This window comes from Kitasatospora sp. GP30, from assembly GCF_029892145.1.
Lineage (GTDB): Bacteria > Actinomycetota > Actinomycetes > Streptomycetales > Streptomycetaceae > Kitasatospora > Kitasatospora acidiphila.
The window spans coordinates 26,928-53,710 of record NZ_JARZAH010000043.1; the positions used below are offsets into that span (position 1 = coordinate 26,928).

Annotated in this window: 31 protein-coding genes and 1 riboswitch; of the genes, 16 read left to right on the forward strand and 15 right to left on the reverse strand. The window is 73.4% G+C overall.

Going from position 1 to position 26,783, the window contains the following annotated elements:
• Positions 1-29 precede the first annotated feature (29 nt).
• The gene (locus tag P3T35_RS34635) at positions 30-821 is read right to left on the reverse strand and encodes a metalloregulator ArsR/SmtB family transcription factor (protein WP_218976794.1); all 792 of its coding nucleotides are present in this window, start codon (positions 819-821) and stop codon (positions 30-32) included.
• 138 nt (positions 822-959) lie between these two features.
• Between P3T35_RS34635 and P3T35_RS34640 the strand changes: the two genes are divergently transcribed.
• On the forward strand, positions 960-1,763 hold the full coding sequence (locus P3T35_RS34640) for a L,D-transpeptidase family protein (protein ID WP_280709098.1): 804 nt from the start codon (positions 960-962) through the stop codon (positions 1,761-1,763).
• 82 nt (positions 1,764-1,845) lie between these two features.
• A complete protein-coding gene (locus P3T35_RS34645) occupies positions 1,846-2,391 on the forward strand; it encodes a PadR family transcriptional regulator (RefSeq protein WP_101380403.1) in 546 nt (181 codons plus the stop codon).
• Here P3T35_RS34645 and P3T35_RS34650 read toward each other — a convergent pair.
• Positions 2,382-2,753, reverse strand: coding sequence for a helix-turn-helix domain-containing protein (locus P3T35_RS34650; protein ID WP_101385021.1), 372 nt, complete (start codon positions 2,751-2,753; stop codon positions 2,382-2,384). The two genes, P3T35_RS34645 and P3T35_RS34650, sit on opposite strands and share 10 nt — an antisense overlap.
• A gap of 100 nt (positions 2,754-2,853) precedes the next feature.
• On the opposite strand from P3T35_RS34650, the gene P3T35_RS34655 reads away from it, so the two are divergent.
• A complete protein-coding gene (locus tag P3T35_RS34655) occupies positions 2,854-3,495 on the forward strand; it encodes an NAD(P)-binding domain-containing protein (protein WP_101380404.1) in 642 nt (213 codons plus the stop codon).
• Positions 3,496-3,499: 4 nt separating this feature from the next.
• Here P3T35_RS34655 and P3T35_RS34660 read toward each other — a convergent pair whose 3' ends face one another.
• Positions 3,500-4,273: a TetR/AcrR family transcriptional regulator gene (locus P3T35_RS34660; RefSeq protein ID WP_101380405.1), complete on the reverse strand. Its 774-nt coding sequence runs from the start codon at positions 4,271-4,273 to the stop codon at positions 3,500-3,502.
• A gap of 93 nt (positions 4,274-4,366) precedes the next feature.
• Between P3T35_RS34660 and P3T35_RS34665 the strand changes: the two genes are divergently transcribed.
• Complete coding sequence (locus P3T35_RS34665) at positions 4,367-4,750, forward strand: VOC family protein (protein WP_101380406.1); 384 nt, start codon at positions 4,367-4,369, stop codon at positions 4,748-4,750.
• A gap of 104 nt (positions 4,751-4,854) precedes the next feature.
• Complete coding sequence (locus tag P3T35_RS34670) at positions 4,855-5,451, forward strand: dihydrofolate reductase family protein (RefSeq protein WP_101380407.1); 597 nt, start codon at positions 4,855-4,857, stop codon at positions 5,449-5,451.
• On the opposite strand, the gene P3T35_RS34675 is transcribed toward P3T35_RS34670, so the two are convergent.
• Both P3T35_RS34675 and P3T35_RS34680 read right to left on the reverse strand, forming a co-directional pair.
• Positions 5,448-6,137, reverse strand: coding sequence for a sensor domain-containing protein (locus P3T35_RS34675; RefSeq protein WP_101380408.1), 690 nt, complete (start codon positions 6,135-6,137; stop codon positions 5,448-5,450). The two genes, P3T35_RS34670 and P3T35_RS34675, sit on opposite strands and share 4 nt — an antisense overlap.
• A gap of 64 nt (positions 6,138-6,201) precedes the next feature.
• On the reverse strand, positions 6,202-6,798 hold the full coding sequence (locus tag P3T35_RS34680) for a GNAT family protein (RefSeq protein WP_180356449.1): 597 nt from the start codon (positions 6,796-6,798) through the stop codon (positions 6,202-6,204).
• Between the two features lie 43 nt (positions 6,799-6,841).
• Between P3T35_RS34680 and P3T35_RS34685 the strand changes: the two genes are divergently transcribed.
• Positions 6,842-7,753 (forward strand): hypothetical protein, encoded by a 912-nt coding sequence (locus P3T35_RS34685; RefSeq protein ID WP_101380410.1) that lies wholly within the window; start codon positions 6,842-6,844, stop codon positions 7,751-7,753.
• A gap of 1 nt (position 7,754) precedes the next feature.
• Here P3T35_RS34685 and P3T35_RS34690 read toward each other — a convergent pair whose 3' ends face one another.
• Complete coding sequence (locus P3T35_RS34690; RefSeq protein WP_101380411.1) at positions 7,755-8,648, reverse strand: M23 family metallopeptidase; 894 nt, start codon at positions 8,646-8,648, stop codon at positions 7,755-7,757.
• Between the two features lie 13 nt (positions 8,649-8,661).
• A riboswitch (cyclic di-AMP (ydaO/yuaA leader) is annotated at positions 8,662-8,831 on the reverse strand.
• 165 nt (positions 8,832-8,996) lie between these two features.
• Between P3T35_RS34690 and P3T35_RS34695 the strand changes: the two genes are divergently transcribed.
• The 4 genes from P3T35_RS34695 to P3T35_RS34710 all read left to right on the forward strand — a co-directional run bounded on the left by P3T35_RS34695 (position 8,997) and on the right by P3T35_RS34710 (position 11,141).
• A complete protein-coding gene (locus tag P3T35_RS34695) occupies positions 8,997-9,284 on the forward strand; it encodes a YiaA/YiaB family inner membrane protein (RefSeq protein WP_101380412.1) in 288 nt (95 codons plus the stop codon).
• A 103-nt stretch (positions 9,285-9,387) separates the two neighbouring features.
• The gene (locus P3T35_RS34700) at positions 9,388-10,230 is read left to right on the forward strand and encodes an alpha/beta hydrolase (protein ID WP_101380413.1); all 843 of its coding nucleotides are present in this window, start codon (positions 9,388-9,390) and stop codon (positions 10,228-10,230) included.
• Positions 10,230-10,811, forward strand: coding sequence for a TetR-like C-terminal domain-containing protein (locus P3T35_RS34705; RefSeq protein ID WP_101380414.1), 582 nt, complete (start codon positions 10,230-10,232; stop codon positions 10,809-10,811). The genes P3T35_RS34700 and P3T35_RS34705 overlap by 1 nt, the downstream gene beginning before the upstream one ends.
• A gap of 105 nt (positions 10,812-10,916) precedes the next feature.
• Positions 10,917-11,141, forward strand: a complete 225-nt coding sequence (locus P3T35_RS34710; protein WP_101380415.1) for a hypothetical protein — start codon at positions 10,917-10,919, stop codon at positions 11,139-11,141.
• A gap of 58 nt (positions 11,142-11,199) precedes the next feature.
• On the opposite strand, the gene P3T35_RS34715 is transcribed toward P3T35_RS34710, so the two are convergent.
• From P3T35_RS34715 to P3T35_RS34740, 6 genes are all read right to left on the reverse strand, one after another.
• Complete coding sequence (locus tag P3T35_RS34715) at positions 11,200-13,749, reverse strand: glycosyl hydrolase (RefSeq protein WP_101385022.1); 2,550 nt, start codon at positions 13,747-13,749, stop codon at positions 11,200-11,202.
• Positions 13,750-13,930: 181 nt separating this feature from the next.
• Positions 13,931-14,086: a DUF6126 family protein gene (locus P3T35_RS34720; RefSeq protein ID WP_180356450.1), complete on the reverse strand. Its 156-nt coding sequence runs from the start codon at positions 14,084-14,086 to the stop codon at positions 13,931-13,933.
• A gap of 58 nt (positions 14,087-14,144) precedes the next feature.
• Positions 14,145-14,741 carry an XRE family transcriptional regulator gene (locus P3T35_RS34725; protein ID WP_101380416.1) on the reverse strand — a complete coding sequence of 199 codons (597 nt, stop codon included), beginning with the start codon at positions 14,739-14,741 and terminating at the stop codon, positions 14,145-14,147.
• 100 nt (positions 14,742-14,841) lie between these two features.
• Complete coding sequence (locus tag P3T35_RS34730) at positions 14,842-17,250, reverse strand: glycosyl hydrolase family 65 protein (protein ID WP_101380417.1); 2,409 nt, start codon at positions 17,248-17,250, stop codon at positions 14,842-14,844.
• Positions 17,247-17,996 carry a beta-phosphoglucomutase family hydrolase gene (locus P3T35_RS34735; RefSeq protein ID WP_180356867.1) on the reverse strand — a complete coding sequence of 250 codons (750 nt, stop codon included), beginning with the start codon at positions 17,994-17,996 and terminating at the stop codon, positions 17,247-17,249. Before P3T35_RS34735 ends, P3T35_RS34730 begins: the two co-directional genes overlap by 4 nt.
• A gap of 289 nt (positions 17,997-18,285) precedes the next feature.
• Positions 18,286-19,584, reverse strand: coding sequence for a ParB N-terminal domain-containing protein (locus P3T35_RS34740; RefSeq protein ID WP_101380418.1), 1,299 nt, complete (start codon positions 19,582-19,584; stop codon positions 18,286-18,288).
• A gap of 193 nt (positions 19,585-19,777) precedes the next feature.
• Between P3T35_RS34740 and P3T35_RS34745 the strand changes: the two genes are divergently transcribed.
• Both P3T35_RS34745 and P3T35_RS34750 read left to right on the forward strand, forming a co-directional pair.
• Positions 19,778-20,824, forward strand: coding sequence for an enoyl-CoA hydratase/isomerase family protein (locus P3T35_RS34745; RefSeq protein ID WP_101380419.1), 1,047 nt, complete (start codon positions 19,778-19,780; stop codon positions 20,822-20,824).
• Positions 20,825-20,895: 71 nt separating this feature from the next.
• Positions 20,896-21,252 (forward strand): hypothetical protein, encoded by a 357-nt coding sequence (locus P3T35_RS34750; RefSeq protein ID WP_101380420.1) that lies wholly within the window; start codon positions 20,896-20,898, stop codon positions 21,250-21,252.
• 12 nt (positions 21,253-21,264) lie between these two features.
• Here P3T35_RS34750 and P3T35_RS34755 read toward each other — a convergent pair whose 3' ends face one another.
• A complete protein-coding gene (locus P3T35_RS34755; RefSeq protein WP_101385024.1) occupies positions 21,265-21,990 on the reverse strand; it encodes a hypothetical protein in 726 nt (241 codons plus the stop codon).
• A 77-nt stretch (positions 21,991-22,067) separates the two neighbouring features.
• Here P3T35_RS34755 and P3T35_RS34760 point away from each other — a divergent pair, with 77 nt between their 5' ends.
• From P3T35_RS34760 to P3T35_RS34770, 3 genes are read left to right on the forward strand one after another with little or no spacing between them, the layout of a single operon-like run.
• Positions 22,068-22,949, forward strand: coding sequence for a LysR family transcriptional regulator (locus P3T35_RS34760; protein WP_101380421.1), 882 nt, complete (start codon positions 22,068-22,070; stop codon positions 22,947-22,949).
• Between the two features lie 42 nt (positions 22,950-22,991).
• Positions 22,992-23,714, forward strand: coding sequence for an ABC transporter ATP-binding protein (locus P3T35_RS34765; RefSeq protein WP_101380422.1), 723 nt, complete (start codon positions 22,992-22,994; stop codon positions 23,712-23,714).
• Positions 23,711-25,357: a DUF6297 family protein gene (locus tag P3T35_RS34770; protein WP_101380423.1), complete on the forward strand. Its 1,647-nt coding sequence runs from the start codon at positions 23,711-23,713 to the stop codon at positions 25,355-25,357. The genes P3T35_RS34765 and P3T35_RS34770 overlap by 4 nt, the downstream gene beginning before the upstream one ends.
• 29 nt (positions 25,358-25,386) lie before the next feature.
• Here P3T35_RS34770 and P3T35_RS34775 read toward each other — a convergent pair whose 3' ends face one another.
• Complete coding sequence (locus tag P3T35_RS34775; protein WP_101380424.1) at positions 25,387-26,031, reverse strand: phosphatase PAP2 family protein; 645 nt, start codon at positions 26,029-26,031, stop codon at positions 25,387-25,389.
• Between the two features lie 206 nt (positions 26,032-26,237).
• Here P3T35_RS34775 and P3T35_RS34780 point away from each other — a divergent pair, with 206 nt between their 5' ends.
• Positions 26,238-26,387 carry a hypothetical protein gene (locus tag P3T35_RS34780; protein ID WP_180356451.1) on the forward strand — a complete coding sequence of 50 codons (150 nt, stop codon included), beginning with the start codon at positions 26,238-26,240 and terminating at the stop codon, positions 26,385-26,387.
• A gap of 104 nt (positions 26,388-26,491) precedes the next feature.
• On the opposite strand, the gene P3T35_RS34785 is transcribed toward P3T35_RS34780, so the two are convergent.
• Positions 26,492-26,716, reverse strand: coding sequence for a hypothetical protein (locus P3T35_RS34785; protein ID WP_143676802.1), 225 nt, complete (start codon positions 26,714-26,716; stop codon positions 26,492-26,494).
• Positions 26,717-26,783: the final 67 nt, after the last annotated feature.

Below are 26,783 nucleotides of genomic sequence, written 5' to 3' on the forward strand. Positions count from 1 at the left end.
CCTGGTGGAGACTCAAGGGCGCCCCCGCGTCAGGGCATCTCCCACGGCACCTGCGGCAGCACCGCGCCGGTCTCCAGCAGCGACTTGAGGTTGGCGAGCACCGCCGGCCAGCCGCGCGAGACGTCGTGCAGCGCCTGCTCGTCGGGCAGGTTCTCATGGGTCACGGTGAGGCGGACGATCTCCTGGTGCGGCTCGATCAGGAAGGTGACCGTGGCCGGCCGGTGTCCCGGGTCGGGGTCCACCGGGCCGTCGAAGGTGACCACCAGGCGGGTCGGCGGCTCGGCCGCCAGGACTTCGCCGACCACGTCGGCGATGCCCGAACCGTCGGTCCTGCGGTGCTCCCAGGCCGAGCCCGACTGCCAGTCGGAGACGTTGGCGTGCCCCCAGTAGCGTACGGTCAGGTCGGCGTCGGTCAGCGCCCGCCAGACCTGCTCGGCGGTGGCCTTGATGTAGGTGACGTAGACGTATGTGGGCACGGATCCGGTCGCGCCCGCGGAGGTGTCGCTCATGGCTCGCTCCTGCTCTGCCTGGTTCTTGATGGCGCTGATCACCTGCAACCGGGGCCGGTCGAAGCCCCCGATCCAGCGCTCCTCGATCTCGTGGATCGGCACCGGGTTCAGGTAGTGCAGCCGTTCCCGGCCGCGCCGCACGACGGTCACCAGGCCGGCCCGCACCAGGACGTCGAGGTGCTGGGTCACCGACTGCCGTGCCATCTCCAGTTGCTCGCACAGCTCGCGCAGGGTCTGGCCGTCCTGCTCGCGCAGCCGGTCCAGCAGCAGTCGGCGGGTCGGGTCGGCCAGCGCCTTGAAGACCGCGTCGATGGCTGATCCTTCGAGGCTCATGATTCGATTGTGCAGGCATTTGCCTGCCTATCGCAACGTTTGGCGCAATTCGACAAGTACCCCGCACCCCTCGCCGTCGTTGCCAGGACACCACCAGTCCAGTGAAGGGCCCGCGCCGTGAAGGACTTCGCCAGGTTTGCCGGTGCCGCCGCCCGGCCGCCGCGCGACTTGATGCGCCGGCACGGCCGAGCGCTGCTGTGCGCGGTGGGCCTGCTCGCCGGCGCGACCGCCTCGTGCGCGACCCCCGCCTTCCCGCCCACGCCTCCGGCGCACCCCACCCTCAGCGGTGCGCCGGCGGCCGACGTGCCGCCCCTGGAGCCACTGCCCGCGCCCCCCGCGATCGCCGGCCTCGGCCCGGGAACCCTGGCGCTGCTGCCCCCTGACGCCCGTCAGGTGCTGGTGGCCGCCGGCAGCGGGGCGGACTCCTCCGACACCGCGGTCCAGCTGTGGACCGCCGACGACGACGGGCACTGGACGGCCGGCCCGGCGTGGCGCGCCCACAACGCCCGCCAGGGCTGGACCGCCGAGCACCGCTCGGGCGACCTGCACAGCCCGATCGGGGTCTTCTCGCTGAGCGACGCAGGCGGCCAACTGCCCGACCCCGGCACCAGGCTGCCCTACTACCGGTCGAATGCCTTCGCGGTCGGCGGCACCGGCTTCGAGGGCGAACCCCTGACCGGCGCCTTCGACTACGTGGTCGCCATCGACTACAACCGCGTCCCCGGCCGCTCCCCGCTCGACGAGAGCCAGCCACTCGGCGACTACCGCGGCGGCGGCATCTGGCTCCACGTCGACCACGGCGGCCCCACCCACGGCTGCGTCACCCTCGCCAAGGACGACATGCGCACCCTGCTCACCATGCTGGACCCGGCCGCGCACCCCGTGATCGTCATGGGCCCGGCCGACCGGCTCCGGCAGTAGCCGAAGGGCCGGACGGACCCCCGTACCGCCCGGCCCTCGCGTTCACAACTCTAATCGAGGCATCCGGGGTAGGCTGGCGGCCATGCTGACCCTGTGCATCCTGGGATTCCTGGCCGAGGAGCCGCTGCACGCCTATGAGCTCCGCGCCCGGATATCCGGTCTGACCGGGCACGTCCGGCCGGTCAGCGACGGCGCGCTCTATCCGGCGCTGAACCGGCTGCGCGCGGCCGGCCGGCTCACCCGCCACGAGGAGCCCGGCAGCGCGGGCGCGCCCCGCCAGGTGCTGACCCTCACCGACGACGGGCGGGCCGAGCTGCTGGGCCGGCTCGCCGATCCCAGCACCGTGGAGATCACCGACAACAACGCCTTCGCCACGCTGCTCGCCTTCCTCCACCTGCTGCCCGACCTCCAGGACCAACTGCGGGTGCTGCGCCGCCGGTTGGAGTACATCGAGGAGCCGGCCAGCTTCTTCTACGACAACGGGCGAGCAGTGCGCGCCGATGAGGTCGCCCGGTTCCGCCGCGGCATCTTCGTCCGCGCGGCCGCAGCGCGGCGGGCGGAGCGGCAGTGGCTGCGCGAGGTCACCACGGATCTGACACTGGAGATCGCGGCGGCTCGTCAGCACTGACCCGACCGCCGCTCGGCGAACCGGTCCTGCGCGGCCAGCACCTCGTCGCCGTAGCGGGCGGCCCATTCCCCCATCGCCGCCATCGGGACCAGCAACGCCCGGCCCGCCCCGGTCAATTCGTAGTCGACGCGGGGCGGCGCCTCGGCGTACACCTGGCGCACGATCAGGCCGTTGGACTCCAGGCGGCGCAGCGCGTCATTGAGCACCTTGGCGCCGATCCCGCCGATCCGCGCCCGCAGCGCGCGGGGCCGCAGCGGGCCGTTCTCGGCGAGGGTGAAGACCACCACGCTGTCCCAGCGGTTCGCCAGCACCTCGAAGGCGAGGCGGGCGCGGCAGTCCGAGGTGTAGTCGAGTCGGGGCAGTTCCACGCCCGTATCCTCCCCGATCCGATGGACACCATGCGGTGTGCAACGGCCGACCTACCGTGCGGTGCAACGACGACAACGACGTTGGGAGCACCCCATGAACATCGGCATTCTGGGCACCGGTTCGATGGCCACCACCCTCGGCGGGGCCTGGGTCCGGGCCGGCCACACCGTCCGGATCGGCGGGCGCAGCGAGGCGGCGGCACAGGCCACGGCCGCCAGGATCGGCGCGGCCGGGCACGGTTCCCTGGCCGAGGCGGCACGGTTCGGCGAGCTGGTACTGCTGGCCGTGCCGGCCGCCGCGGCACCGGAGTCGGCCGGCCGGTTGGCGGCGGAGCTCGCCGGGCGCACCGTCCTGGACTGCACCAACGCGCTGGCCCCCGGGGCGGACGGCCTGATGCTGGCCACCCCCGCCGGCCGGTCCGTCGCCCAGCAGATCGCCGACGCCGCCCCCGAGGCGCACGTGGTGAAGGCGTTCAACCTGTGCCACGAGAGCATCTGGACCCTGGACCGCCTGGAGTTCGCGGGCGCGCCCCTCACCGTCCCGTTCTGCGCCGACGCGGAGCCTGCCCGGCAGGCGGTCACCACCCTGATCACCTCGATGGGCTGCACCCCGCTCCCCTGCGGCCCCCTCTCCCGCGCCGCCTACCTGGAGGCGACGGCCGCCTTCGCCATCGGCGCCTGGTGGTCGGGCGCCGAGCCGCGCCACGCGTTCCCGACGCCGGGGGTGGCGCAGTGAGGGGTCAGTGGCGGTCGATCAGGGCGGCGAGGCCGTCGAGGATGCGGGAGAGGCCGAACTCGTAGGCGTGGTCCGGGTTGTGGGCGGCCTGGTGGGCGGTGCCGGCGGCGGTGCCGATGCGGGTGGCGAGGGGGAAGCGGTCGGGGTCGAAGACCCGGGCGAGCAGGGGGGCGTTGGCCTCCCACCAGGCCGCGTCGGACATCGCGCTGTCGGCGGCGGCCGCCTGCTGGTCGAGGGCGGTGCGGGCGGTCGAGCGGACGAAGTCCAGCAGGTGGGTGAGGGCGGCGTCCATCTCGATGTCGTCCAGCCCGAGCCCTTCGAAGGCGGCCAGCTCGTGCTCGTACTTGGTCATCAGGCCCGGGCCGAGCGGCGGCCGGGTGGCGGCCAGGCCGATCACCCAGGGGTGGGCGAGCAGCAGCTCGCGGTTCTCGGCGGCCACGGCGGCCACCCGGGTGCGCCAGGCGGTGGCGGCGGGGTGGGCGGTGCGGGGCATCCGCAGGTAGACGGCGTCCAGCATCAGGTCGAGCAGCTCGGCCTTGCCCGGCACGTAGGTGTAGAGCGTCATCGGGGTGACGCCGAGCCGCTGGGCGATGGCCCGCATGGTGAGCGCGTCCAGCCCTTCGCGGTCGGCCAGTTCGACGGCGGTGTCGACCACCGTGTCCACGCTGAGCTGCTGCTTGGGTCCGCGCGCCGCCACGCCGTGCCCGGGTTCGCGCCACAGCAGTTCCAGGGTGCGCACCGGGTCGCCTGCGCCACTGCGGTCCTTCGCCTTCGCCATGGGGACATCTTCTCGCAAGCCCTGGCGCTATTCTCTGTACGTTGTATAGAGTACTGCGTACAGAGTTCATGACCGAGCTTGGGAGAGCTTCAGATGCAGGTCACCAACACCGCCATCTGCTTCACCGTCGACGATGTCGCCGGCTCCGCCGCCTTCCTGGCCAGGCACTTCGGCTACCAGGAGGCGATGTCCGCCGACGGCTTCGTCTCCCTGACCCGGAACGACACGGCGGGCGTGATCTTCCTGCGCCGGGGGCTGGAAGTCCTCCCGGCCGACTTCCGGGACCAGCGCGCGGCCGGCACGATCCTGGCCCTCACCGTCGCCGACCTCGACGCCGAGTACGCCCGACTCCAGTCCGAGGGCGCCCCGATCACCCTCCCGCTGCTCGCGGAGGAGTGGGGCGAGCGCCTCTTCCAGGTCACCGACCCCAACGGCGTGGTGATCGAACTGCTGGACCGGGCCGGGGCCGTGCAGTGAGCGGATGTGAGTCGGATCACCGGATCCGATGCGCCGCGAGCGATGATTTCCGGGTGAGGACGGGGTCTTCATTGCCGTAGGGCCGCAGACGAGGAGGCAGTGGGATGCGCGTGGTGGTCAGTGAGTTCATCAGCCTGGACGGGGTCGTGCAGGCGCCGGGTGGACCGCAGGAGGATGTGGACGGGGGGTTCGCGCACGGGGGCTGGTCCCATGCGTTCTTCGATCCCGAGGTGGTGGGCGGGGCGTTCGCGGCGGGGCTGGAGAAGGCTGAGGCGCTGCTGTTCGGGCGGCGGACCTGGCAGACCATGGCGGCGGCGTGGCCCGAGCGGGCCGGGGATCCGTTCGCGGACCGGATGAACTCGCTGCGCAAGTACGTGGTGACCGGCACGCTCGGCGATTCCGAGCTGACCTGGCACAACACCGTGCGGATCGACGCGGCGCGGGCCGTCGAGGAGATCCGCGCGCTGCGGGCGGCCGACGGCGGGGAGTTGGCGATGATGGGGAGCCCGACGCTGGTGCGGGCGCTGCTGGGCGAGGGCCTGGTGGACCAGTTGACGCTGATCCAGATGCCGGTGATCCTCGGCGGCGGCAAGACGATCTTCCCGGCGGACGGCGGCAAGCGGCGCTTCGAGCTGGTCTCGTCGGTCGCCGCCAAGACGGGGGCGGTCGTCAGCACCTACCGCCCGGCGCAGGAGGGCTAGGACGACCAGTCCGCCAGCAGCGCGCGGGCCGCGCCGCGCGAGACGTTGGTCAGCAGGTGGGTGGCCCAGGCGGCCAGGAGGAGCAACCCGATCCCGACCAGCGAGGCGCGGGTCACCTGCCAGAACGACGCGATGTAGTAAGCGTGGTGGACGTGGTGGGCGTCGGTGTAGTCGAAGAGCCGGTAGCCGGGCCAGCCCACGTAGGTCGGGAACACCCAGTTCCAGACCGGCAGCGTGGCCAGCGCCAGCCCGGTGCTCCACAGGGTGACGGCGACGCAGAAGCTGAACACCCGCCAGGGGAACATCAGCACCTGGTACCCGACCGCCCGCCACCCCGCGCCGTCCCGCAGCCGCGCGCCGACCCGCCCCCAGAAGCCGGCCCCCTCGGGCACGGCCACCGGGGCGGGCGCGGCCAGCGGCAGGCCCAGCTGCCGGTGCACCCGGTGGAGCTCCAGCCGGCCCAGGCCCCGGGCGCCGGCCAGCAGCAGGGCGAGCACCGGCAGGCCGACCACCGTGACCAGGGTGCCGGCGCCGATCGAGAACAGGGCGACCACCCAGGTGAAGCCGATGATCGCGGTGACCAGCGAGGTGCAGATGTAGCCGAGTTCGCGGAACGTCCGGTGGCCGTACGGGGCGCGCCGGGCCGACGGGGTAGTGGCCGTGGTCGCGAAGGTCGTCGTCGTCATGCCTCCACCCTGCCGGGGCGGGCGCCGCGCGGTAATGCGGCTGCCCGGCGAACCCGGGGTGGGGTTAACCCCCCGCTGCCCCGCCCACCGTGGTGCCGCCCGGGCTCCACTCGTGCTCCAGCAGCGAGTACTGCAGCGCGTCGTGCCACTCGCCGCGCAGGTGGAGGTCGTCGCGGATCCGGCCCTCCAGCTGGAAGCCGACCTTGCGCAGCACCCGGGCCGACGCGAGGTTGGCCGGATCCAGACGGGCGGCCAGCCGGTGCAGCCCGAGCTCGCCGAAGGCGAAGTCGCACAGCATCCGGGCGATCTCGGTGGCGTACCCGAGCCCCCAGGCGTCCCGCCGCAGCGCGTACCCGATGAACGCCGCGCGCTGCGCCTCGGTTCCCTCGATGCCGAGCACCGCGTTGCCGAGCGGCACGGCGTCCTCGCCGTCCTCGGTCAGGGTGGCGGCCATCCGGAAGACGGTGCGCGGCTGCTTCTCCGCCTCGTCCAGGTAGAGCGCGACCTGGTCGGCGCAGTCCTCCCGGTCGCGCGGCTCGAACGAGAGGTAGCGGGCGGTCTCCGGATCGCCGAAGATCGCGTGCAACGCGTCGATGTCGCGCGGCACATGGTGGAACTCACGGATGGTGAGCCGTGGCCCGGTGAGCAGGACGGGGTGCATGGCACGTACGGTAGTGCCCGCCGAAGCGGTTACCGTACCGGTCATGGACGACGAGAACCTGCGGCTGGCACCCCGGCCGCACACCGCTGAGCTGCTGCGTTGGGCTGCCGAGCAGGGTCTCGACCCAGTGCCGGAGGGTCCGCTGAACGCGGTCCTGGCGCTGCTCGAACTGGGTGACGCCCGGATGTACGACGGCTTCCCCGAGCTCACCTCCGCGCTGGTGCAGGAGCTGCTCTACGAGCGGATCCACCTGTATGTGCAGCCCGCCCCGGACGAGGACCCGCTGGCCTACGGCGCCGCCGTCCGACTGCTGATCGACCACCAGCGGGCGGCCCGGCGGTTGAACGCCAAGCGGCAGCAGCGGCTGCACGAGGAGGCCGAGTGGCAGGGCGAGCTGCTGGCCGGGCTGCTGCGCCAGCCGCACCTGCTGACCTGGCCCCGGCTGTACACCCTGCTGCTGCGCGCCGCCGGGGTGGACACCGCCGACGAGAACGCGGTGCGGGCCTGGCTGGACTGGTTCCGGGTGCTCGATCCGCACGACCGGATCGCGGTGCTCGCCGAACTCACGGAGCTGGAGCAGCCGGAGGGCGTGGACGGCTGGACCGAGGGCGTGCTGCTGTCGATCGGCATGGCCACCGACGGCGCCCGGCTGCTGGTGGAGGACCACCTGAAGCAGCGCAGCTACCGCAACCTGGCCGATCTGACCGCCCTTGGCCTCCCGATGCCCGCCGAACTGGCCGGCGACCTCCCCGAGTTCGAGGCGGCGGTGCAGGCCGAGGCGGTGCGGCTGCTCGGGCAGTGGACGGTTCCCGGGCTGCCGGAGCTGCTGCTGACGGAGTATCAGGACCTGGCGCCCGAGCCGGGCGCCGCCGAGGTGGACCAGTACATCGTCAAGCGCGGCCTGGTGGAGCTGCCGGACATCGGGCAGTGGGACGGCACCGCCGAAGGCGAGTGAGCTAGTCGGTGACCCCGTGCGCCTGCAGCCAGGCCAGCGCGTCGTCCGGGGCGCCGCCGCCCGGGCGGACCTCCAGGTGCAGGCGCGGGCCGGTGGCGCGGCTGCCGGTGGCGCCGACCTGGCCGAGCACGGCGCCCGGGGCCAGCTCCCCGCCGGTGGCGGAGATCGAGGCGAGGTGGCAGTACCAGAGCTCGGTGCCGTCCGGCAGGGTCTGGATCACCCGGTAGCCGTAGCGGCCGGACCAGCCGGCCGAGCTGACGGCGCCGGCGGTGATCGCGCGCACCGGCGTGTGGGCGGGCGCGGAGATCTCGACGCCGGTGCGCAGCTGCACCCAAGGGGTGGCGGCCGGGGTGTCGACGGTGTAGCCGGGCAGCGGGGAGACGGCGGCCGGCTGCTCGGCGGGTGCGGCCATGGCGGCTTCGGAGGCCTCGGCGGGAGCCGCCGGCTGCTCGGTGCGGGTGGCCTGCTCGGTGGCGGCCGCCTGCTGGGCGGCCCGCTTGGCGGCTGCCTCCTGCGCGGCGGCCAACCGGGCCGCCTCCTGCCGGGCGCTCTCCTGGTGGGCAGCGCCCTGGCCGGCCGTCAGCTGGTCGGCGTCCTCGCCGTCCTCGGCGCCCGGGGCGCCGTCGGCCTGCTGCTGGATGCGGGCGGCCAGCGCCAGCCCGGGGTCCGCCTGGTCGGGCGCGCTCACCGCGGGCGCGGCGCTCGTCGGGGCGGCGGCCGCGGCGGCGGTGGCGGTGAAGCCGGTGGCGCCGAGGGCGGCGGCCATCGCGGTGACTCCGAGCACCGGGGCGCTGGTGCGGGTCTGCTTGGGCAGCCGGTGGCGGGCGGTGTCGTCGGGCGCGTCGGGGTGGTCGAGCAGGCCGCTGTTGCCATGCGGGGTGTGCGTCAACGCCACGGGGGGCGCGCTCCTTTCCTTCCCTCGCGCCTACCGGGTTAGCTGACGGGTTCGGAGCGGAAGGTCTCCTACCGAGCGGCCCCGGCCGTGGCCGGGATCGCTCCGATTCACCCCAAGGAACGGTGGTTCCCCGGCTCCCGACCTGCGGTTGAGGCAGGCCTGCGGATTAGGCGACGCGCACGGTGCCGTCAGGGTACGGCGTTTCCGACCGCGCTGCGTTATCAAACGTTAATCCTAGGAGCTCCTGATTCCAAGCCGCCCCCGTGGGATTGACCGCCCCTCACGCTGAGTGCCGAACTGAGTACGCGTACTCAGGTGCCGCGCACCGGAGTTGGCGATCCTTCACACATGACTTCCTCGGTGCAGCCGCGTACCACGTCCGCCTACTACGTCCAGGCGATCCTCTCCTTCGCCCTTGCCGGCAGCGGACTCGCGATCGGCATCGCCTATCTGCCGGTCAGCGCATGGGTGCGCGCCTTCCTCGCGCTCGGCGCGCTCTACACCGTGACCTCGGCGTTCACCCTGGCCAAGGTGATCCGGGACCGCCAGCAGGAGGGCGAGGTGGTCAACCGGGTCGACCAGGCGCGCCTGGAGAAGCTGCTCGCCGAGCACGATCCGTTCCGGGTGGAGTCCTGATGCCACTGGCCGTCCAGGGGTTGACGGCTAAGGCTATTAGCCATAGCTTTGTGGGTGTCGGCAGCAGCCGGCACCCACCGATCCCGGTCAGGAGGCCCGCGCCATGAACGCCACGAACGCCACCAGCACCGCCCCGCAGACCCAGTACCTCCGACTCCCCGGCGGCACCCTCGCCTTCGACGACACTCCGGGCACCGGCGGCGGCGCCCCGGTGCTGCTGCTCCCCGGGATGCTCCAGGACCGGGCCCTGTTCCGGCACCTGCGCCCGCTGCTCGCCGCGGCCGGCCACCGGGTGATCACCATGGACCTGCGCGGCTGGGGCGAGTCCTCGATCGACTGGGACGACTACAGCCCGGCCTCGGCGGCCGCGGACGCCATCGCCCTCCTCGACCACCTGAAGATCGACAAGGCCGTGCTGGTCGGCCACTCCTACTGCGGTGCCAGCGTGGTCCGGGTCGCCGCCGACGCGCCGGAGCGGGTGGCCGGGATCGTGCTGATGAACGCCTTCATCGAGAAGGTCCCGGCCACCGCCTTCGAGAAGGCCATGGTCAAGACCCTCGGCTCGGCCGTGCTGGCCTTCCCCAAGGTCTGGGGCTACTACCTGAACAAGGTGGCCTACCCGGGCGGAGTGACCGAGGAGATCGCCGCCTACAACGCCGGCCTGGTCGCCGACCTGCGCACCCCGGGCCGCCGCAAGGCCACCCGCGGCCAGGTGTTCGGCGACTCGGCGCCGATCGGCTGGAGCACCGGGGTGAACGTCCCGACCCTGGTGGTGATGGGCAGCAAGGACCCCGACTTCCCCGACCCGGAGCTGGTGGCGGGCCGTCAGGTGGCCGCGCTGAACGGCCGTAAGGTGATGATCGACGGCGCCGGTCACTACCCGCAGGCCCAGTTCCCGCAGGCCACCGCCGACGCCCTGCTCCCGTTCCTGAAGGAGGTGGCCTGATGCCCCGTGCCGGACTCAACCCGGACGCCGTGGTCGACCACGCCCTGGCCCTGATCGACGAGGACGGGCCGGACGCCCTGACCCTGGCCGCCGTCGCCGCCAGGGCCGGGGTCGCCGCTCCCTCGCTCTACAAGCACGTGCCGGGCGGACTGGCCGGACTGCGCCGACTGATCGCCATCCGGGTCACCACCGACCTGGCCGGGGAACTGCGCCGGGCGATCGCCGGGCAGCACGGCGAGCCGGCGGTGACGGCGCTGATGCAGGCCTACCACTCCTACGCGATGACCTATCCGCTGCGGTACGCGGCGCTGCCGCAGGCGCCGCTGCCCGGCGACGAGCAGCTGATGGACGCGGCCACCCTGCTGGTCGGCACCATCTTCGAGATCCTCGCCGACTACGGCATCACCGACTCCGAGGCGGTGCACGCGGCCCGCTCGGTGCGCGCCATCGCCCACGGCTTCGCCTCGCTGAGCATCGCCGGGGCGTTCCGGCTGAGCGAGGACCTGGCCGAGACCCAGGACCGGCTGCTCACCCTGCTGACCGACGGCCTGCGCAACTGGCCGGGTGCGAAGAGCGACTGAGCGCCGGAGCAAAGGTGATTCTCACCCTGGTGTGATGGTCTGCGGATCGGATAGGACTTCGGATAGGACTAAAGTCCCTCTCACCCGTGGAGACCAGGAGGGGCCATGACCCAGCAGCCCGGCACGGCCGACGGCACCACCGCGGTCCCCGCCCAGCGGACCGCCCCGGCACCGCGGCCCGCCGCCCCCACCACCGCACCGGCCGCACCGGCGCAGCCCACCGGCTGGGCCGCCGTGCGCCGCGGGCTGGCCGTCATCCGCGGACTGCGCTCGCTCGCCACCGTGCCGGCCCGGCCGCAGCCGGGCTACGGCGAGGTGGACGGGCAGTAGGGCGCATGACGAAGGGGGCCGGGAACCCGCGCCCCGACCCCCTCGCTGACCTACTCGGCTACTGCTCGTTCTGGTCGAGGTCGTCCACCTTGAACGACCAGATGCCGCGGCCGTGAGTGGCCGCGTAGAGCCGGCCGTCGGTGCCGAGCGTCAGCTGGTCGACGGCGACCGCCGGCAGCTCGCCCACGCGCTGCCACCCGCGCTGGCCCGCACCCCGGTAGAGCACGCCGAGGTCGGTGGCCAGCGCCAGCCCGCCCGTCTTGGTGATCACCAGCGAGTCGGCCGGCACATCCGGCAGGTTGGCCGAGATGTCCGCCCAGTGCGCACCGGCGTCGGTGGACTCGAAGACATGGCCGACGCCCGCGCCCGGACCCGAAGTCCAGGCCCGCGAGAAGCCGTTGACCGCGACGAAGACGTGGCTGGGGTTCTTCGGGTCGATCGCCAGACCGGCCAGGTAGCGGTTGGGCACGGTGCCGTCGGCCGGCAGGGTCAGCTGCTGCCAGCCGGTGCCGTCCGCGTTGCCGACCGCGATGCCGCGGGTGAAGCCCTGGTTGTTGCACGGGCCGCACCAGGCGGCGTAGACCTTGCCGCCCGAGGACGCGACGGCGGTGGCGACATGGCCGTCACCGAGGTCGTAGGCGCTCGTCCAGGCGCTGCTGTCCCGGATCGCGTAGCCCTGGCTCTGCACCCAGACGTGCCGGCCGCCGGCCACCCAGAGGTTGCCGTTCTGCTGGTCCGCCGCCATCGGGGCGATGAACCGGGCACCGGCGCCGCCGAGCGCGTTGTCGGGCGGGGCCACCGAGAAGGTGGTGGCCTTGCTCGGGTCGGTCAGGTAACTGCCGTCGTTGACCGCGCAGTTCTGGGTCACGTTGATCGCCAGGTAGACGTACTCCTGGGCGATGTTGCAGCCGTTGGCCGGGTCGGTGAGGGTCTCGCCGCCGTCACCGCCGAAGTTGGAGCCCATCACCTTGTCGCCGCGGCCGCGGAGCATCGACTGGCCGTTGTCCTGCATCCCGCCGGTGACCGAAGTGCCGCCGTAGGTCAGGTCCTTGCCGACCCCGACCGAGTAGTACTCCAGGGTGTCGATGGTGCCGTCGTTGAGCGAGGTCCAGTCGGTGCCGTGGCCCAGCGCGTCCACCTGGCCGCTGACCGGGCGGGAGTAGAGGCCGCCGTCGTTGCCCGCCAGCACATAGGACTTGCCGTTCAGCGAGCCCACCGCCAGCGCGTGCTGGTCCGGGTGGGTGGTCTGCGGGCAGCTGCCGCTCTGCTTGGTCGGGTCGATGCTCCAGCAGGCGAAGGTGAAGTTCCAGTACGGGCCGACGGTGTTCCAGGTGGCCCCGCCGTCCTTGGACTCGAAGACCTCCTCCAGACCGGCCCACAGGTGCTTGGGGTCGTTCGGGTCGACCTGGAGCGACTGGTCGTACCAGGACTGCTGACCCGGCAGCTGGCTGGACGAGGTGAGCGCCGAGCCGGAGCCGGCCAGCTTGCTCGCGTCCGCGACCTTGGTCCACGGACCCAGCGGGGAGCCGGAGTCGGAGACGAAGATGCCGGCCAGCGCGCTGGGGGCGCCGGAGTTCTGCATCGTCGGGGACTGGTCGATGGCGTAGTACTTGGAGCCGTCGGCCGAGCGGGCGAAGGTCACCTCACCGATGTCCGCGGCGTCGGACGGCAGGTCGCCCAGCGCGCTCACCCGCTGCCAACTGCCATCCGCAGTCTGGCTGTAGAAGCCGTTGTAGGTGTCGCCGGTGCGCCAGCCGACGGCCAGCACCACCTTGGACGGGTCCTTGGGGTCGATGGCGATGTCGTTGGTGAGGTTCTTGTAGGGCGCGTTGGGGTCGGCGGCGAGCTTGCCGCCGGGCAGGTAGTCGGGGTTGGGCGCGAACTCCAGGGTCCACGGGCCGCTCAGGTCGGTGGTGGAGTGGCTCCACACGCCCTTGCTGGTCGCCGCCCACACCTTGTCGCCACCGAACCGCAGCTCGTGGATGGTGGTGCCGTCCAACTCCGGGCCGCCGACCCGGGACTTGGCGCTGAACTCGCCGTGCTCCGGGTGGTCCAGCACGAAGACGCCGGCGCCCAGGTAGGCGTCGGAGTTGGTGGAGGCCTCGCCGGTGCCCAGCCAGAGCCGGCCCTTGCCGTCCAGCGCCAGCGCGCCGGTGGCCTGGGCGGGCAGCTTGTCGCTGATCGGCTGCCACTTGCCGCCGCCGGTGGTGGAGCGCCAGACGCCGCCGCCCGCGCTGCCCTCGTAGACGTCGCCCTTGTCGTCGGCGGCGACGGCGGACGCCCGTCCGGTCACCTTGCCCATGCCCGCACTGGAGTTGGAGGCGGTATCGCGGTAGCGCGGGTCGTCCGAGTCATAGGGCAGACCGGTGGTGTGCTGCCACTGGCCGCCGGTGTCGGGGAGCGCCTTCAGCGCGTTCCAGGCCGCGCCGAACGCGCCCGGCGCCACCACGCCCGGCGAGGTGCGGGCCTCGGCGCGCTGGTCGGCGCCCTCCTGGATGGAGTCGGACTCGTCCCCGCCATCACCCTTGTCCATCGGCTGCGCCGTGGTGCCCGACGCCGCGTGCGGCAGCGGGTTGGCCCCCGCCGGTGAGCCGACGGTCAATCCCATGGTGGCGGTGATGGCGCAGATCGTGAGCCATCGCCCGGTAGTCAGTCGTGCCGACAACAGAACCCTCCCGTTTCCAGTGAGCGTGTTCGCCGGGCGCACTCGATCACAGGAACGGTGAGGTGTGACACGGTTTCAGCAGAGCCGTGATCCAACTGTTGTCAGCGGTGGGACTGGTGGGGCGTCAGCGATGGCCGCCGATCCAGAAGAGCAGGAACAGGAAGGCACCGAAGAGGTGCGCGGCCGCCATGTAGATGCCGACCCGGATCGCCACCCGGCGGTCGGTCCGCTTGCCGCCGTCGGTGGTGGGGGCATACGTGTTGGGGTGCTGAACGGCCATCTCGGGCTCCTTCAGGGGGTCTTGCTCAATGGGTTGCTCAATTGGGGGTTGCTCAGGCTCAGTGGACGCCGCGGTGCCCGGTCGGCAGGCAGAGGTCGCCGGCCGGGCTCTGCAGCAGGGTGTGGACGAAGAGCAGTTGCACGCCCTCCGGTGATTCGGCGGCCAGCCGGTGCGGGGTGAGCGAGTCGAACTGGGCGCTGTCGCCGGGCTCCAGCAGATGGCTCTGCTCCCCGAGGGTCAGCCGCAGCCGACCGCTGGTGACGTGCAGCCACTCCTCGCCCGGATGAACCCGGACCACCGCGGCCTCCGGGCCGGGCGGAATGTGCACCCGCAGCGCCTGCATCGCCATGCCGGGCGCGCCGGCCCGCCGGTAGCCCCAGCCGCCGGTGCGGCTCGGCTCGATCGGGCCGCCGCGGATCACCGGGTCGGGGCTGCCGGGCTGTTCGCCGAGCAGCTCGGCCACCGTGGCGCCGTACTGCCGGGCCAGCGAGAGCAGCACCGGCAGCGAGGGCTGGCGGCGGCCGGTCTCCAACCGGGAGAGGTACGCTGGCGACAGCCCGGCCCGGGCGGCGGCCGCCTCCAGGGTCAGCCGGCTCGACTGCCGGTGCTCACGCAGCCGGGCGCCGAGCCCCGGCAGCTCCTCGTCGGTGGTCATGCACTCAGTGCACACCGTCGCTGCCGCCGAGGCAACAAATGTGCCTGTGAGGCAAAAAGACCCCCGGGGGTACTCCCCCAGGGGCCCTCCCGCGCAGCGGCTACTCCGCTGCCAGGTGGTCCGACGCGCTTATCGGCGAGATGCCGATCGGCGTGGCCTGCGGCTTGCGCCGGGCCGGCTCGCGGCCGGGCGGCTGGATCGGCCGCTCACCCGCCTCCGGGGTGATGGTGGGCCGGGAGACCGGGCGGCCGACCTCCACCCAGAGCTTCTCGGTCTCGTGCTCGACCAGGATCTTGTCGCCCTCGCGCAGCGTGTAGGTGGTCTCGTCATGGCCGATCTCCACCCGCAGCAGGTGCTGCCGGATCCGCATCGAGAAGGCCAGCCGGACCAGCCCGGAGGGCAGCCGCGGCCGGAACCCGATCGCCTCGCCGTGGTCGCGCATCCCGCCGAAGCCGGCCACCAGCGCGATGCAGGCGCCCGCCAGCGAGGCCATGTGCAGACCGTCCCGGGTGTTGCCGCCCAGGTCGTGCAGGTCCATCAGGGCGGCCTCAGCGGTGTAGTCATAGGCCAGGTCCAGCTGGCCCACCTCGGCCGCCATCACCGCCTGGGTGCAGGCGGAGAGCGAGGAGTCGCGCACCGTCAGGCGCTCGTAGTAGGCGAAGTTGCGGGCCTTCTGCTCCGGGGTGAAGGCGTCGCCGCGGATCTGCATCGCCAGCACCAGGTCGGCCTGCTTGACCACCTGCTTGCGGTACAGGTCGAAGTACGGGAAGTGCAGCAGCAGCGGGTACTTCTCCTTGGGGGTGCCGTCGAAGTCCCACTGCTGGTGCAGGGTGAAGCCGTCGGCCTGCGGGTGCACGCCCAGCTTCTCGTCGTACGGGATGTACATCGCCTTGGCGGCGTCCCGCCAGGCGGCGGTCTCCTCGGTGTCCACCCCGAGCGCGGCCGCCTCCAGCTGGTGGCGGGCCACCGCGTCGGCGGCGGCGCGCAGGTTGGTCTGCGCCATCAGGTTGGTGAAGACGTTGTTGTCGGCGATCGCGCTGTACTCGTCCGGGCCGGTGACGCCCTCGATCCGGAACCGGCCGGCCGAGTCGTGGTGGCCCAGCGAGCGCCACATCCGGGCCGTCTCGACCAGCAGCTCAAGGCCGTAGCTGCGCTCGAACTCGACGTCCCCGGTGGCCCGGACGTAGCGGGACACCGCGACCGCGATGTCCGCGCCGATGTGGAACGCGGCGGTGCCGGCCGGCCAGTAGCCGGAGCACTCCTCGCCGCGGATCGTCCGCCACGGGAACACCGCGCCGGCCAGGCCGAGTTGGGCGGCGCGCTCGCGGGCCAGCGGCAGCGTGGAGTGGCGCCAGCGCAGCGCCTGGGCGACCGCGCCGGGCAGGCAGTAGGTGAGCACCGGGAGCACGAAGGTCTCGGTGTCCCAGAAGCTGTGCCCGTCATAGCCCGGGCCGGTCAACCCCTTGGCGGGGATGGCCCGTTCCTCACTTCGTGCGGCGGCCTGCACCACGTGGAAGAGCGCGAACCGGACGGCCTGCTGGAGCTCGACGTCGCCGTCGATCTCGATGTCGCTGGCGTCCCAGAACTCCTCCAGGTACTGCTTCTGCTCGGCCAGCAGGCCGTCCCAGCCGGAGTAGCGGGCCGCCGTGATCGCCGCCTCCACCTGGTCCCGGACGGCCGGCAGCGACCGGGTGGCCGACCAGCCGTAGCCGAGGAACTTGGTCATCCGCAGCCGCTCGCCGGGCTTCAGCACGGTGGTGACGCTGATCCGGGCCTGGTCCTGCCGGGCCTCGCTGGTGACGCTGACCCCGTCCGGGCCCTCGATCACGTGGTCCATGCCGGCGGCCAGGCGCAGGTTGCTGTACCGGGTGTGGTGCACCAGCGTCGCCTTGGTGCCGTGCGCGTGGTGCGCTTCGGCGACCAGCGGCGCCTCCAGCACGGCCGCGGCCCGCGGGTCGCCGTCGGTGCTGTCCGGCAGCTGCTCGTTGGCGACCAGCTCGGACTGGATGACGATCCGGACCGGGCCGTCCACCGCCTCGACCTCGTAGTCCACGGCGGCGATCGCCCGCTGGGTGAGCGACACCAGGCGGGCCGAGCGGAGCTTGATGGTGCGTCCGGCCGGGGAGGTCCACTCCGCCTCGCGGCGCAGCACGCCCTCGCGGAAGTCCAGCGACCGCCGGTGGCCGCGCAGCTCGCCGTAGCGCAGGTCGAACGGCTCGTCGTCGACCAGCAGCCGGATCAGCTTGCCGTTGGTGACGTTGATGACGCTCTGCCCGGACTCCGGGTAGCCGTAGCCGCCCTCCGGGTAGGGCAGCGGGCGCAGTTCGAAGACGCCGTTCAGGTAGGTGCCGGGCAGGCCGTGCGGCTCGCCCTCGTCCAGGTTGGCGCGCAGGCCGATGTGCCCGTTGGACAGCGCGAAGACGGACTCGCTGCGGGCCATGCCCGGCAGGTCAAGACGGTGTTCGGTGATGCTCCACGGATCGACCGCGAAGCCCTCCTGTGCGGTCATTGCGCCGCCCCCTCGATCAGTTCCGACAGGTCGTCCACCACCAGGTCGGCGCCGTTGGCGCGCAGCGCCTCGGCCTGGCCGGTCCGGTTCACCCCGACCACGCAGCCGAAGCCGCCCGCGCGGCCGGAAGCCACCCCGGCGAGCGCGTCCTCGAAGACCGCCGCGGCCGACGGCTCGACACCGAGGGCCTTGGCGGCCGCCAGGTAGGTGTCGGGGGCCGGCTTGCCGGGCAGGCCCTCGCGCTTGGCCACGATGCCGTCGATCACCGTGTCGAAGTAGCCGTCGATGCCGGCCGCCTTCAGCACGTCCCGGCAGTTGGCGCTGGAGGAGACCACGGCCTTTGGTACGCCGGCCGCGCGCAGCCGGTTCAGGTAGGCCACCGAGCCCTGGTACGGCTGCACGCCCTGCTCCCGGATCAGCGTGAGCACCAGCTCGTTCTTGGCGGTGCTCAGGCCGTTGACGGTGCGGTCGCCGGGCTTGTCGTCCGGGCCGCCCTCGGGCAGCGTGATGCCCCGGGAGGCCAGGAAGGTGCGCGTGCCGTCCAGCCGCGGGCGCCCGTCGACGTACTGGTCGTAGTCGGCGACCGGGTCGAAGGGGACGAACGCGTCGCCGGTGCGGTCGGCTTCCGCCCGCAGGAAGTCGTCGAACATCGCCTTCCAGGCGGCGGCGTGCACTTTGGCGGTCTGCGTCAGCACACCGTCAAGGTCGAAGAGACAGGCGCGAATGTGGTCGGGTAGCCCCAGCATGGTTGCAGTCTGGCTCACAAACCTGATCCCCGGGTCGATTCCGAACGGCGCGTCGTACAGCGTTCAGTCCAGGTTCAGGCTCGGCTGGCCGAGTGAAGAACGTGCGATGGATCGTCCGCCCACCGTTGAGTATGGACCAATCTGATGGTGAGTCAACTCGCCTGTGGAAAACGGGATTGGGGCGGGGAGTGGGATTGGCATTGCGGTTGGTGGGCGGCCGGACGGTCGGATTGGGCTGGCGGGCTGGCGGGCTGGCGGGCTGGCGGGCTGGCGGGCTGGCGGGGTCACCTCAGCCGATCTGGCGGGAACGGCGCTGCAACTGCTCGCCCAGCTGCTGCCAGCCGGCCGCGCACTCCAGGGCCAGATCGGCCACCACCGGGATCAAGTGGGCCGGGATCTGCTGGAGTTCACGCTCGGTGATGCTGACCGGGACCAGTCGCCGCTGCAGCCACATGAGCAGCGCCCGGCCGTGGTCGGTCATCCGCAGCGACGGGTCGCGGCGCAGCAGGCCAAGGTCCGCGAAGGCCTCGCCGGCCCGCCGACCGAGCGGGCGGCGGCGGGCGGCACCGAACGGGTGCACGGCGGCCGGCGGCTGGGCGGGCTGCTCCTGGGCGGGCGGGGTCGGCACCGCGCGCACCGGGGCCGGGCGCACGGGGGCGGGCTTGATCGGGGTCGGCGTGGCGGGGGCCAGGGCGGCCGGGGTCAGGGTGGCCCCGGTCGGGGTCTGGCTCTCGGGGGCCTTCCTGGGGGTCGGCACGGCGCGGGGCACGGGGGTCGGCATGACAGGCGGCACGGTGGCCGGCTGGTGTGCGGTGCTCGGCTGGTGCGTGGCGGTCGGCTGCTGCGCCTGCTGGGGCTGCTCGGGCCGCTGGGCCTGCGACTGGGCGGCCGCCTTGCTCCCGCCGCGGCGAGGCCGGGGCACCCGGGCCGGCACCGCCGCCTCGCCCCGCCCGATCCGGGCCCGCACCCCGTGCGCGGTGCCCAGCGACACCCCGGCCGCCTGGGCGATCTCCCGCAGCGAGGCGTCCGGGCGCTCGCGCATCACCTGCAGCACCCGGCGCCGCCCCTCGTCCGGGTTGACCGGGCGCAGCCGCCCGTCCAGCCCCAGCCGGGACTTGGTGCACAGCTCGGCCACCCCGCTGCGACGGCGCAGCTCGCCGACCGTCTTGGCCGACAGGCCCGCCACCCGGGCGATGGAGCGGTCGGAGCACTGCGGGCGCAGGGTGATGATCCGCTCGGCGGCCGCCTTGCGCTCTCCGAGGGTGAGCGGCAGCACCAGCGGCTCCCCGGAGTCGGCCGGCTTGGCGTCCACCGCGTTGGCCTCGACGGCGCGCAGGTAGACGTCCACCGGGTCGCCGTCCAGGTACTCCACGGTGATGGTCGAGTCACCGCGCAGCGCGGCCGCCCGGAGCCGATGGGCACCGTCGACCACGCGCATGGTGGGGCGGTGCACCAGGATCGGCGGCAGGGCGGACGGCAGGGCGGCCAGGCGGGCGGCGTGCTCCTCGTCCACACTCGCGGCCCGGGGCGACTGCTCCGGGTCGAGAAGGCTGAGGGTTGCCAGCGGCACCCGGTCGAGGACGGTCATGCGGGCCTCCGGGTTCACTCCGAACTGAGCGGGTATCAGCCCGGTCAACGAGGCCGGTGCCAACGCCGATTCCCGCATCACCGCAGCTCGGGATGTGTCTTTCGGGGTATCGGGGGCCCGTGGGAGGCATCGCGCGGCAGGCCGCGTACGGTGGCGGTCGCACCGTCCGCCCGCCCGACAAGGAGCACTCCCGATGGCCGCAGCGCAGGAAGACCGGTTGGTCCTGGCCCACCGCGACGGGCGGGCCGGCCGGCTGGTCCTCAACCGGCCCCGGGCCATCAACGCGCTCACCCACCGGATGATCCTGGACCTGCACGCCGCGTTGGACGAGTTCGCCGCGGACCCGGCGGTGGCCGCCGTGGTGCTCACCGGCGCCGGCGGGCGCGGCCTGTGCGCGGGCGGCGACATCCGGTTCCTCCACGACGACGCCAAGCTGGGCGGGGCGGCGGTGCGGGCCTTCTTCCGGGACGAGTACCGGCTGAACCACCGGATCGCCCGCTTCCCCAAGCCGTATGTCGCGGTCATGGACGGGCTGGTGCTCGGCGGCGGCGTCGGCGTCTCCGCGCACGGCTCGGTCCGTGTGGTCACCGAGCGGGCCGCGGTCGGGATGCCGGAGACCACCATCGGCTTCGTGCCCGACGTGGGCGGGACGTGGCTGCTGGCGCACGCCCCGGGCGAGCTCGGCACCCACCTGGCGCTGACCGCCGAGCGGATGACCGCGGCGGACGCGGTGTACTGCGGTTTCGCCGACCACCTGGTGCCCCTCGACCGGCTGGCGGACTTCAGCGCCGCCCTGGCCGAGCGTGAACCGGCGGACGCCGTCCGGGAGTTCGCGGTGCCCGTGGGCGTCGCGCCGCTGGCCGGGGAGCGGGCCTGGATCGACCGCTGCTATGCGGCGGACCAGGTGGAGGAGATCCTGGAGCGGCTGGACGAGACCGGCCTGACGGAGGCCAAGGAGGCCGCGGAGCTGATCCGGGCCAAGTCGCCGACCGCGCTCAAGACCACCCTCGCGGCGCTCCGCCGGGCCCGCCGGCTGCCCTCCCTGGCGGCCGCGCTGGAGCAGGAGTTCCGGGTCTCGTGCGCCGGGTTGGCGGACCACGACTTCGTCGAGGGCATCCGCGCCCAGGTGGTCGACAAGGACCGCAACCCGCACTGGTCCCCCGCCACCCTGGCCGGGGTCACGGAGGAGGCGGTGGCCCGGCACTTCGACCCGGCGCCGGAGGAGCTCGGGTTGGCCTGAGTACCCGTACTCAGGCCGTTCGAGTAGCCGGGCGGTGACGGGGCGGGCCGCCCAGGCCGGATGGTTGAGGCATGACCACCGCATCCCGCGCCGCCTTCCACCCGGTCCGCGACATCGCCCGCCGGGGGTGGTGGATCGCTCCCGCCATCGTCACCCTGATCACCCTGCCGCTGCTGGCCTACGACGGCCTGCTCGCCGTGCTGTCGCCGATGGCCTACGACCCCTGCGACTCCGGCGGCTGCCCGCAGACCGACCAGCACATCGTGCTGGCGGTGGCCTGCCTGCCGGTGGCCCTGCTGCTCTGGATCGGCAGCTGGCCGGCCGCGCGGTCGGCCGGCCCGGCCCTCAGGTCCACGCTGTATCTGCTGGCGCCTGCTGCTGCGCTGCTGTCACTGGTGTCGTTCTGCACGATCCCGATCGGCAGCTGACCGAGCGCTCGTTCACCGCCGCACCACCGCCCTGCTGTGCGCCACCGCCGCCGCGGCGAAGCCCCGGATCAGCGGGTGCACGTCGCCCGTGAGCGGGGCCAGCTCCGGCTGGAAGAGCGTGGCCAGGAAGAACGGGTGCTCCGGCAGCTCGACGATCCGCAGCTCGCCCGCCTCGTCCCGGCCGCTGAACCGCATGCCGTGCCGCTCGAGCACCGGCAGGTAGTCCGGCGCCGCACCGTAGTTGCAGTGGTACCGCTCCTGGGTGCGCCGGTCGGCGAGCAGCCGCTCGGCCAGGGTGTCCGGGGCCACCAGCACGGCACCCTCGTGGCCGACCAGCGAGCAACTCAGCGGCGTGATCACGGCCTGCTCGGTGCCCGGGTCGTTCTCCGCGTGCCCGGCCGCGTCGAGCCCGCAGACGTCGCGGGCGAACTCCAGGATCGCGTGCTGGAACCCGGCGCAGGTGCCCAGGAACGGGATGCCCTGCTCGCGCGCCGTCCGGGCGGCGTGCAGCGCGCCCTGCTCGCTGCGGTAGGGGCTACCGGGCAGCAGCCAGACGCCGTCGAAGCCGGCCACGCCGTCGGCCGCCACCTCCTCGGTTGGCAGCCAGTAGGCGTCCAGCGCCAGCCGGTGGCGCTCGGCCAGGGCGGCCAGCAGGTCGGGGATGTTGGCGTGGGAGCGGACGTTCGGGGAGCGGTCGCCGACCAGCGCCAGCCGCGCCGCAACAAGGGTCTCGGTCATGCCCGCCATGCTGCCCCGGCCGACAAGGTCAGCGCCAACGATGATTCCTGCACTCGACATCAGCAATGCTTATCCCCATGGATCCGCACCTGCTCCGCACCTTCGTCGCCGTGGCGCGCGAGGGCTCCTTCTCGGCCGCCGCCCAGGAGCTCGGCTACACCCAGTCCGCCGTCTCCCAGCAGATCGCGGCACTGGAGGCCGACCTCGGCGTGCCGCTGCTCACCCGCCGCCCGGTCGCGCCGACCGAGGCCGGCACCCGGCTGCTGGAGCACGCCGGACCGCTGCTGCTCCGACTGGCCGCCGTACGCACCGAGTTGACCCGACTGGCCGCCGCACCCAGCGCCCGGCTGGCGATCGGCCTCACCCCGCTGGCCGCCACCGACCGACTCGCCGCGGCGCTCGCCCGGCTGCGCGCCGACCTGCCGCAGCTGCTGGTCACCCTGGAGACCCTGCCGACCCCGCGGGCGCTCGCCGGGCTCGCCACCGGCGACCTCGACCTGGTCCTGCTGGACGGCATCGCGGCCCCCACCGACCCGCTCCACCTGCCGGAGGCCGACCAGACCCCGGGCAGCGTGCTGATGGTCGCCGAGGAGCCGCTGCTGCTCGCCCTCCCGAACGGCCACCCGCTGGCCGGACGACGGGAGTTGGGGCTGCCCGAGCTGGTCGACGCCCGCTGGATCGACGCCCCCGAGGCCGCCGTCCCGCTCACCGCCCTGCGGGCCGCCGCGCACACCGACGGCTTCCGCCCGCACCTGCGCTACCAGGGCACCGACCCGCACACCCTGACCGCCCTGATCGCGGCCGGCCACGGCCTTGCCGTCCTCCCCCGCCGCGCCGTCGCCCCCCGGCTGACCGGCGTGCCGATCGGCCGCCCCCGGCTGCTCCACCGCACCGAACTGCGCCTGCCCCACCCGGGCACCCCGGCCGGGCGGCGGCTGGTCGAGCTGCTGAGCGACTGACGTACCGTCGAGACGTCAGCGAACGCTCCTGGGGGAACACGCATGGCCAAGCGCCTCAAACCAGTTCTGCCACTTCTGCCACTCCTGCGGGCAACCGACCTGCGGGTCAGCGCGGGCGGCCGGCAGTTGCTCGCCGTACCGTCCGTCAGCGTGCCGGCGGGCGGCTGCCTCGGACTGGTCGGCGTCAACGGGTCCGGCAAGTCCACGCTGCTCAAGGCGCTCGCCGGGCTGCTCCACCCGGACCAGGGCACCGTGCTGCTGGACGACCGCCCGGTCCGGGAGCACGAGCCCAGCTTCCGGCAGCAGGTGGGCGTCTTCCTGGACGACGCCGCGTGCTTCCCCGACCTCACCGTGGCCGAGCACGTGCGGATGGTCGCCACCGCCCACGGGCTCGGCCCGACCGCCGCCGAACGCTGCAAGCAGGTGCTGGACCTGCTGAGCCTGCGGCACCGGGCGGACGCCTTCCCCGACACCCTCTCCGCCGGCCAGCGCCAACTGCTGCTGCTCGCCGCCGTGTTGGTCCGACCGGCCCGACTGCTCCTGCTGGACGAACCGGAGCAGCGGCTGGACACCGGCGCCCGGGAGCGCCTGGCGGACGCGCTGCGCAAGACCATGGCCGATGGCACGGCGATCGTCATGGCCGTCCACGACCGGCAGTTGCTCGGCCGGCTCGCCGACCAGGTGCTGGTGCTGGACGGCGGTCGCGTGGTCGACCACGGCCCGACCGCCGAAGTGATCAACCGGGGTGCCACGCCGTGGCATTGACGGAGCCTCAGCTGCCTGCGGACACCGCCCGGGAAGCGGTCGAGGAACTGCGGCGCACCCGGGCCCGGCGGGCGGTGCGTCCGATCGGCGATCGCACCCAGCGGATCTGGATCGCCCTGGTCACCGCCGCGCTGCTGGTGTGCATGGTGGCCGGGCCGGTCGGCACCCTGTCCCGGCTGGCCGGCGCGGTGCTCGCGCACGCCCACGACGGCCGACTCCCCGGGCTGCTGGTCGGCCTCACCACGCTGGGCACGGCCGGGCTGCTCCGGCTGTCGCTCTGGCTCGGCCCGATCGTGCTGCCCGCACCGGAACTCAGCTGGCTGCTGCCACTGCCGGTGGACCGCCGCTGGCTGCTGCGACCGCGCTTGTCGGCGGCGCTGCTCGCCGCCGGGGCGGCCGGCGCCGTGCTGGGCGCGGCGTGCGGGGCGGTGGCCGCGTCGGGGGGCCGTCCGGGCGTGGTCGGGATCGGGCTCGCCATGGTGGTCGGCCTGCTGCTGGCCTGGCTGGCCGCGGCCGTCGGCGTACTGGCCGAGGGTTCGGCGCGCCGGGCCCGGCTGGTGCGGGCCGGCTCCACGCTGCTCGGCCTGGCCGGCCCCGCTGACCTGCTGGCCGGCCACCGGCCGCTGCTGTCCGACGTCCTGGCCGCCTCCGGCCCGTGGGGCTGGGCGGGCCGGGCGATCGGCGGCACGGCGGGCGGCTCCGCTCCGGTCCCGCTGCTCGCCGCCCTGGCCCTGGCCGGCGTCTCCGCCCTGGCCGTCACCGCCGCCGACCGCTCGCTGGCCACCCTGCCGACCGGTGACCTGGCGCTCCGCTCCCGGGCGGCCGGGCGGGCCCACATCGGCCTGCTGCTGCTCGACTTCCGGCAGATCGCGCTGGTCGCCCAGGCCGCCGCCCGCGCCCGGCGGACCGGCCCCGGGCTGCGGCTCCCGATGCCCCGCTCCCGGCTGCTGATCCTGCCCTGGCGCGACGCCACCGCCCTGCTGCGGCGCCCCGGCCGCCTGGTCGCCGCCGCGGCCTGGTCGGCCGGCACCGTCGCACTGCTGGACGCGACCCGCCTGTGGGCCGGGCAGGCCCACCCCGGTCCGCTGACCGCCGCCTGGCTGGGCAGCCTGCTGAGCCTCGGGCCGTACCTGGCGGCCGCCGCACTGGTGGAACCCGCCCGCGAGGAGACCGACCGGCTGGCCCGCACCGCCCTGCTCCCGTTCACCCCGGCCCGGATCGCCCTGTCCCACCTGGTGGTGCCGACCGCCCTGCTGGCGCTGCTCGGCGCGGGTGCCGCCGCCGCGACCGCACTGCTGATCGGCGCCCCGCCCATCGTGCTGCTCGCCGTGCTGCTGCTCCTCACCGCGGGGGCCCCCGCCGGCATCGGCGCCGCCCTGCTGGGCGCCTATCGCGGACCGCTCCGCTATGAGCTGATGGCCGTCTCCGCGGACCCGTACGGCGCGGTCCCGTTCGTCCTCTGGTACTGCGCCCCGGCCCTGGTCACGGTCGCCGTCGCCGCCCCGCTGCTCTGGCACGCCGCCACCGCCGCGACCCTGACCGCCGGCACCGCCCTCGCGCAGTTCGCCGTCTCCGCCGGCCTGGCCATCGCGCTCACCGTCTGGCGCGTCATCAGCTCGGTGAGCCGCCAGACCGCACCCTGACCGTTCGAGCCTTCCTGCTGTCCCTCACCTCAGCGGGCGGCGTGGGCGCCGCCCGGGGCGGCGGTCAGCACCGGGGAGAGCGCGCCCGTGCGCAGCCGGGCCACCAGCGGAAGGGCGATGCGGCCCAGGATCCGGCTGACCAGATAGGCGACGGGAACGGCGAGGATGGCGGCGCCGACCACGTCATGGGGGTAGTGGTCGCCGAGGTAGACCCGGGTGAAGCCCTCGAACACCGCGAAGGCGGCGGCGATCACCGACAGGCGCCGGTCGAGCGCCCACAGGGCGGCCACGGTGGCGAAGGCGGTGGTGGAGTGGCCACTCGGGAAGGCGTAGTCGCTCGGGACGGGGCAGGCGTCGACGAAGTAGTCGTGCGGCAGCCCGTAGCAGGGTCGCGCCTCGGCGACCAGCTTCTTCGCCACCTCGGCGACGGCGAAGGCGAAGCCCACGGCCACCGGCGCGGCCAGCGCGAGGGTCATGGTGGAGGTGTCGCGGCGACGGGCGTTCCACCAGCCGATCAGCATGAGCACCGCGAACACCCCGAGCCCCGCGTTGGTCCACAGGTCGATCGGGGTGTTGAGCCACCTCGTGCTGCGCGCGAAGTCGGTGACGGCGGTGAACAGCGAGCCGTCGATACCGGAGCCGTCGAAGGCGAGGTGGACCGCGGAGTTGGTCATCGGCGGGATCCTTCAAAGTCGAGCCTGCGGGCGGGACCGAGATACCGGCCGGCATCCGCTACGGCGACGAGCATCCGTCTACATCCACGTAGAAGGTCTGCGTCACTGTAGATGATGAACATAAGGGAACCAAGCCGTGAACCCCCGGGGTGCCCCCCCGAGGCTATCGCCGCAGAAAACCGCCCACCGACGCCGGGCACCCGGCCGTGCCGATCACCTGGGACGCCCCGATCGACATGGGCCTCACCGAGTACCACTCCCACCCAGCCCTCGACGAGAAGGGCCTCGCCACCACGCTCCCCGCCCCCGAAGACCACGAACACCGCGCCGGCTGGCTCGACTTGCCACCCCGATGACCACGGCCCCCACTCCGCGCAGCTGAGCGCCGCCGCAGGGCTGTCGCCCGCCCGCGTCCGCGGGAAGGCTGACGCCGCGGTTCTCCAGCAGCGGCCCTAGCCCCTCAGCGGGAGCCGAAGGGCGGCGTCACTTCGGTCCTGTCCCAAGCCACGCAGGCGATCATGAACAGGGGGAAGCTGTGAACCCGCTCTCCGTCTTCCTCGACTCGGACATGCAGCCACTGGTCCTCCATCGCGACTTCGAGGTCCGTCATCTCGCCTTGGTAGACGGTGTCTTCGATCTCGACTCGCTGGTGGAAGAAGACCGTCGCGGGCATGTATGCGCTCATGGAACCAGGGTGCGCGCGGCCACGCGCGCCCGCATTCCGAAGTCTGCAGCCCTCTTGTCGAGCGCTC